Annotated in this window: 4 protein-coding genes; 2 read left to right on the top strand and 2 right to left on the bottom strand. The window is 37.8% G+C overall.

The window, feature by feature from the left end:
- Nucleotides 1–40: 40 nt before the first annotated feature.
- A complete protein-coding gene (gene ilvC, locus IQ264_RS31010) occupies nucleotides 41–1,036 on the bottom strand; it encodes a ketol-acid reductoisomerase (protein WP_193986315.1) in 996 nt (331 codons plus the stop codon).
- Nucleotides 1,037–1,511: 475 nt separating this feature from the next.
- Here ilvC and IQ264_RS31005 point away from each other — a divergent pair, with 475 nt between their 5' ends.
- Nucleotides 1,512–3,776, top strand: a complete 2,265-nt coding sequence (locus tag IQ264_RS31005) for a response regulator (RefSeq protein ID WP_193986313.1) — start codon at nucleotides 1,512–1,514, stop codon at nucleotides 3,774–3,776.
- A 24-nt stretch (nucleotides 3,777–3,800) separates the two neighbouring features.
- On the opposite strand, the gene IQ264_RS31000 is transcribed toward IQ264_RS31005, so the two are convergent.
- Nucleotides 3,801–4,334 (bottom strand): pentapeptide repeat-containing protein, encoded by a 534-nt coding sequence (locus tag IQ264_RS31000; RefSeq protein WP_193986311.1) that lies wholly within the window; start codon nucleotides 4,332–4,334, stop codon nucleotides 3,801–3,803.
- Between the two features lie 304 nt (nucleotides 4,335–4,638).
- On the opposite strand from IQ264_RS31000, the gene IQ264_RS30995 reads away from it, so the two are divergent.
- Nucleotides 4,639–6,162, top strand: coding sequence for a SagB/ThcOx family dehydrogenase (locus IQ264_RS30995; RefSeq protein ID WP_193986310.1), 1,524 nt, complete (start codon nucleotides 4,639–4,641; stop codon nucleotides 6,160–6,162).
- Nucleotides 6,163–6,234 lie beyond the last annotated feature (72 nt).

Raw genomic sequence — 6,234 nt, 5'->3', positions numbered from 1 at the left:
CCCATCCCCCCATCTCCTTGTCCCCTTGTCCCCTTGTTCTTTAGTCTTTTTTCAGCCAGCTAAACATAGCGCGTAAATCTTTACCTACTTCCTCAATGTGGTGTTCAGCTTCCCGACGACGCATAGCGGTAAAACCTGGTTTACCAGCTTGATTTTCTAGTACAAATTCTCTAGCAAATTGACCAGATTGGATTTCTTGGAGAATTTTTCGCATTTCGGCGCGAGTTTCATCGGTGACAATGCGAGGTCCACGAGTTAAGTCGCCATATTCAGCGGTGTTAGAAATGCTATCGCGCATTTTCGCTAAACCACCTTCTACAATTAAGTCAACAATTAATTTGACTTCGTGCAAGCATTCAAAGTAAGCGAGTTCTGGTTGATATCCAGCAGCAACTAAGGTTTCAAAACCAGCTTTAATTAAGGCACTCAAACCGCCACAGAGGACAACTTGTTCGCCAAATAAGTCGGTTTCGGTTTCTTCGCGGAAGGTAGTTTCCAAAATTCCAGCGCGAGTACCACCGATGCCTTTAGCATAAGCCATTGCGCGATCGCGTGCCTGACCGCTAGCATTTTGATAAACGGCAAACAAACAAGGTACACCTTCTCCTTGTTCGTAAGTCCGTCGTACCAAATGTCCTGGGCCTTTAGGTGCTACCATCACCACATCTACATTCGCAGGCGGTACAACTTGAGCAAAATGGATATTGAAACCATGAGCGAACAAGAGGACTTTACCTTCTGTCAAATTTGGCTCAATTTCGTTTTTATAAACACTTTTTTGTACCTCATCTGGCAGTAGGATCATAATCCAGTCGGCTTTTTGAGCAGCTTCAGCTGCACTGTAAACTTCCAATCCCGCTTCCTTTGCTTTAGTTGCCGACTTACTACCAGGATACAAACCTACAATGACCTTAACGCCGCTGTCTTTAAGATTTAAAGCGTGAGCGTGACCTTGGGAACCATAACCGATAATCGCTACCGTTTTATTTGCCAATAAATCTAAATTGGCATCAGAATCATAGTACATCCGAGCCATAAGGGTAACTCCTGATTTTAAGCTGACTAATGATGTGCAAACTTTTCATCATACCATAGTCAAATCTATAAAACAGAGTTTGCTCACAAGGAAAACCTCTGATTAATTTAAGAATTGGCTAATTGCAGAACCAAGCAAAGCTTCCAGAAAGCTCAAATGTAAAAAAAATTGCTTACTTATGTTAAGGAAAGTATGCTTTTTTGATTTATTTTTAAATTTGCTAAGATTGCTCGCAGTTGTAATATTCACAACATATACCGAAGAAGAAACTATGGTACAAAGTTAGCAATGGATACCATATTTGCCAAATTTATGAAGAATACTGGACTTAACAGAATATTCTAAGCTACTATTACATTAAAAATCAACGAATGGACATTTTAACTAAGAATAATTTGCACTTGAATTATCTGCCTAGAAAACTAATAAGAGTGTTTTGTCAAGTAACCTTGTCATACTAATACTAAGAAACTATATGAATACGCCACTACGTCTTTTACTTATTCAAAGCTCGCCAGAGAATGCGAACTTATTAGCAAATGAACTAAAACGTGGTGGTTACACCCTATTATGCAAAAGAGTAGTAACACCCAAAGCTATGAACGCAGCTTTGGAAAGACAAGATTGGGATATTGTAATTGCTGATTACTCTTTACCAGATTTTAATGCTTTGGTTGTATTGCAGTTAATTAGAATGAAAGGGTTAGATTTACCAGTTATTGTATTAGCTGACAATTGCAATGAAGAGATGATTGTAACTGCAATGAAGGCGGGAGCCAATGATTATTTAATAAAAGATAATTTAGCCAGGTTAGTGCCGATCGTAAACCGGGAACTACAAACAGTTACAGCAAAAACTAGAAATCGGCAAATTGCTGTTAAAAGTGGAGAACAAAACCTAACTAATCAGGATTTAGATATTTTAAAATACCAAGAATTTGCAGTAAAAAAACACCAACAAGCTGAGAAGGAAAAATTCCTCAACAAAATTTTCCGAATTTTTAATAAAAGTCTAGATGCCGAGCATATTTTACAACAAATTGTTCGGTTAACTGGTGAATTTTTTAGCGTCGATCGAGTAGTTATTTTTACGATAAAATCAGGAGAAATTCAAATATTGAATGAATGGTTAGCAACCTCACAAATTCCTTCAATGTTAGACTTTAAAGCGCCACTTTCAGAATGGCCTGATTTACTAGATCCTGATTCTGAATTTAATAATGGAAAAGCTTTCCATGTACCTCATTACCCGCCTTGTGGGGTGACACTTGAACAACAGGAAAATATTGATAAATACGACACTCTTTCTGTTCTCAGTGTACCAATTTTTATCCACGATCGTTTGTTTGGTGGATTAGGTTTACATAGTACCTTATCCTATCGAAACTTTACAGATGAAGAAATTAAATTGCTAGAAAGGATTGCTGAACAAGCTACGATCGCATTCTATAATGCCATCAGTTATGAACGCTTAGAACAGTTAGTTAAACAACGCACTGAAGAATTAGAAAAAGCCAAGTTAGAAGCAGAAGCAGCTAATCGTGCTAAAAGTGAATTTTTGGCTAATACTAGCCATGAATTACGCACTCCACTAAACTCAATTTTGGGTTTGTCCCAAATGCTTCAACAAGAATTTTATGGAAAACTTAACGCCAAACAAAAAGAGTATATGAACTGCATTTATAGCAGTGGAGAACATTTACTCTCACTAATTAACGATATCCTTGACTTAGCTAAAATTGAAGCTGGTAAAGAAGAATTAATGCTGGAAAGCGTGGAAATTAGAGAATTATGCTATTATTGCTTATCGATTATGGCAGAAAGAGCTAAAAGCCAAGGTTTAGTATTAAAAAGTGAAATCGATCCTCAAGTCAGTCATTTTATTGCCGATCAACGTCGCCTTTGCCAAATGTTACTAAATTTACTGTCCAATGCTATCAAATTTACTCCAACGGGGGAAGTCACTTTAATAGTCAAAAAACAACCAAAAGGAACTTTATTTACTGTTGCTGACACAGGAATTGGCATTGCTTCTGAAGATATATCTGAGCTTTTTCTGCCTTTTTCGCAACTAGATAGTAAATTGAATCGTCAATATCAGGGTACTGGTTTAGGCTTGGTTTTAACTCGTCGTTTTGCTCAACTACATGGAGGAGATTTAACTGTAGAATCTCAGGTAGGAGTGGGGAGTAAATTTACTATTTATCTTCCAGATTTATCTTTAAGAAATCTTTCAAAAGATTCATATAAATATGAGGAAACAGAAGAAATTATAGCAAATAATATTAGAGAAGAAATATTATTAATAGAGGAAGAATTACCACAAAAGCGACCAATTTTAATTATAGAAAATGACGAAAAAAGCGCCATTATTTTGCATAATTACTTAAAAGTTTTGAATTATCAAGTAGAACGGTTATCCCCTTTATCAAGCAGGGTCAGTTGTTTGGATCAGGTGCGGATAATTAAGCCAGGATTAATAATGTTAGATGTTTATTTAGAAGATAAGCAGCCAGGTTTAGAACTATTAAAAATGTTGCGATCGCAGAAAGATTTAGATCATATACCAGTAATAATGCTCACATCAACAGCCATGAAAGGCGAACGCGAACGTTGTTTAGCAGCAGGAGCCAATGAATACTTAATTAAACCCATTGGAGTCGCTAAAATAGAATCTATCCTGTCGCAATACTATAACCGCGCCGAATATTCATGGCTCTTATCAGTTTCTCATAGCTAAAAGTACTAATTCTCTGTAATAGACTTAACTATCTCGGCGATATCCATCAGGGAAAATAGTAGTGCGATCGTACTTTGCCTTAGATAAATCTACCCTTTTAGCACGATAAAAATTAGTACCCGTAACTTGCACCGAATCTAATTTAGCTTCTTCTAAATTAGCCCCAGTTAGATCAGCATATCTTAAATCAGCGCAACTGAGATCGGCATTATACAAATCCGCACCTTGTAAATTAGCTCCCGACAAATCTGCGCCTTTTAAATTAGTGTAACGCAAACTAGCTCTAGAAAGATTAGCATTCTGTAAATTAGCCTCAGATAAATCAGCCCGATCGAGTTTAGCGTTACCTAATTGAGCCGCTGGGAATTGTGCTTGGCAAAGATTAGCATTGCTTAAGTTAGCATAAGGTAAATAAACCTCTTGAAGATTGCTTTGCTGGAGATTAACATCTGATAAATTTGCTTCAAACAAATTAGCTTGAATTAAATTAATTTCTGAAAAATTTCTTTTCCCACTAGCATATTGAGCTAGTAATTCCTCCGCGCTTAAATGCTGCATTTTGGTTTTAATGCTGTCACTACACCACTAAGTTGATGAATTTAGAAAAATATTAAGTATTTATGCCTAAACTAATATTTAATTTAAGTCATTGTTAAGAAATTTATAGCTTTTTTAAGATTTTTTTTAGATTTGGATGTATATCTGAAAATGAAAATCATCAGATTTTCCTGGTGCTACTACTAAAATTACTATTGACATTTTGCTCATTTTAATCTAACTCAGCTTTGTCTCTCTGGAGATAACACTTTTCACCGTCTTAATGCCAAAATCAAAAGCAAAGCAGAAGAGAAAGAAAACTGGTATGACCACAGGAAAAATTTCGATCGCTCAGCACTACCACGAGCGAACCAAATACGACCCTAAAACCATCGCAACCAAGAGTCAAGGGTTAGATTGGTCACGCCAGCCTACGCCTTTCAAAGAGTATAGACTTGGCATCTCTTTTGACCTGAAGCCCTATCTTACAGAAAAATCAGAAACAATTGCCAACTCCGCAGAAGATGATTGGTTGAGACGGTTATCGCGCTTATTGTTTTGCACTTATGGCTTAACTGCTAAAATGTTGACCATGACCGGAGAGCCAGTGTATTTAAGGGCGGCTCCTTCTGCGGGTGGGTTATATCCAGCAGAAGTTTATTTAATTTCGCGTGGGACACCATTTTTACCCGCAGGATTGTATAATTATCAGCCAAAAACTCATTCATTAATTCAATTTTGGGAAAAGCAAGTTTGGACAGAACTGCAAACCGCTTGTTTTTGGCATCCAGTTTTAAATAATACACAATTAGCGATCGTCACCACAGCAATTTTCTACCGTTCCGCTTGGCGTTACCAAGACCGAGCTTACCGGAGAATTTATTTAGATACAGGACATTTATTAGGCAATATTGAATTAGCTGGCGCACTCACTGATTATCGTCCACATTTAATTGGCGGATTTAGCGATCGCGCACTCAACGAACTACTTTACATCGACTCCGAACAAGAAGGAACAACTATTGTAATTCCTTTAGCCGACTTACTAGATCCACAACAAAACCTACCCCTAGCAGCAACAGCACTACCCTCTCCAATTGATACAAATTATCCCCGTATCCCTGATGGAGAACTGATTGGATATTTCCAACAAGCAACAGAAATCTCTGCCGAACCAGAAAAAATAGAAGTAACTAACCAGCCATCCTTAGAAGATAAATATAATTTTCCTTTTTGCCTAAAAGTCAGTACCGTTATTGAACCAATAGACTGGGGAGAAAATCAAGAATTACTAGAAAATACAATTTTGCGACGGCGTTCTACTCGTACTTATAACGGTGCTAACTTAACATTAAACGAACTCAAAGCTTTACTCGATTTCACTTATCAACCCCAACATTACATCGAGCAAAATTTAGACAGATCGCCTGACTATTTTGATTTAAGTTTAATCGAAACCTTTATTGCCGTATCTGGCGTAGATGGCTTAGAAGAAGGTTGTTATTATTACGCACCCAAAGCTCAAGAATTGCGGCAAATACGGTTTAAAAACTTCCGGCGCGAGTTGTATTACCTGTGTTTACAACAGGAATTAGGCAGAGATGCCGCAGCCGTACTTTTCCACACCGCTGATTTAAAAACCGCAGTGGCAAAATATGGCGATCGCGTCTACCGCTACCTACATCTAGATGCCGGACATTTAGGGCAAAAACTCAACCTAGCTGCTATTCGCCTCAACTTAGGTGTCAGCGGCATCGGCGGCTTCTTCGACGACCAAGTAAACGAAGTCCTGGGCATTCCCACTGATGAAGCTGTCTTGTATATCACTACTTTAGGCCGCCCTAGATGATTCGGAGAGTTTTGAGTTTTGAGTTAAGAAGGAAGTTTTCAGCTAATGAACTTCCCCATCCCCCCATCCCCC

Source organism: [Phormidium] sp. LEGE 05292, from assembly GCF_015207735.1.
In the GTDB taxonomy this organism is placed as follows: Bacteria; Cyanobacteriota; Cyanobacteriia; order Cyanobacteriales; family Aerosakkonemataceae; genus Floridanema.
The sequence above is the reverse complement of the archived record's forward strand: the minus strand, read 5'-3'. Positions and strand labels throughout refer to the sequence as shown.

Bases quoted from the DNA above. Each gene is read 5' to 3' on its own strand.
- IQ264_RS31005 (WP_193986313.1), top strand. From the start codon at position 1,512: ATGAATACGCCACTACGTCTTTTACTTATTCAAAGCTCGCCAGAGAAT.
- IQ264_RS30995 (WP_193986310.1), top strand. From the start codon at position 4,639: ATGACCACAGGAAAAATTTCGATCGCTCAGCACTACCACGAGCGAACC.
- IQ264_RS31000 (WP_193986311.1), bottom strand. From the start codon at position 4,334: ATGCAGCATTTAAGCGCGGAGGAATTACTAGCTCAATATGCTAGTGGG.
- ilvC (WP_193986315.1), bottom strand. From the start codon at position 1,036: ATGGCTCGGATGTACTATGATTCTGATGCCAATTTAGATTTATTGGCA.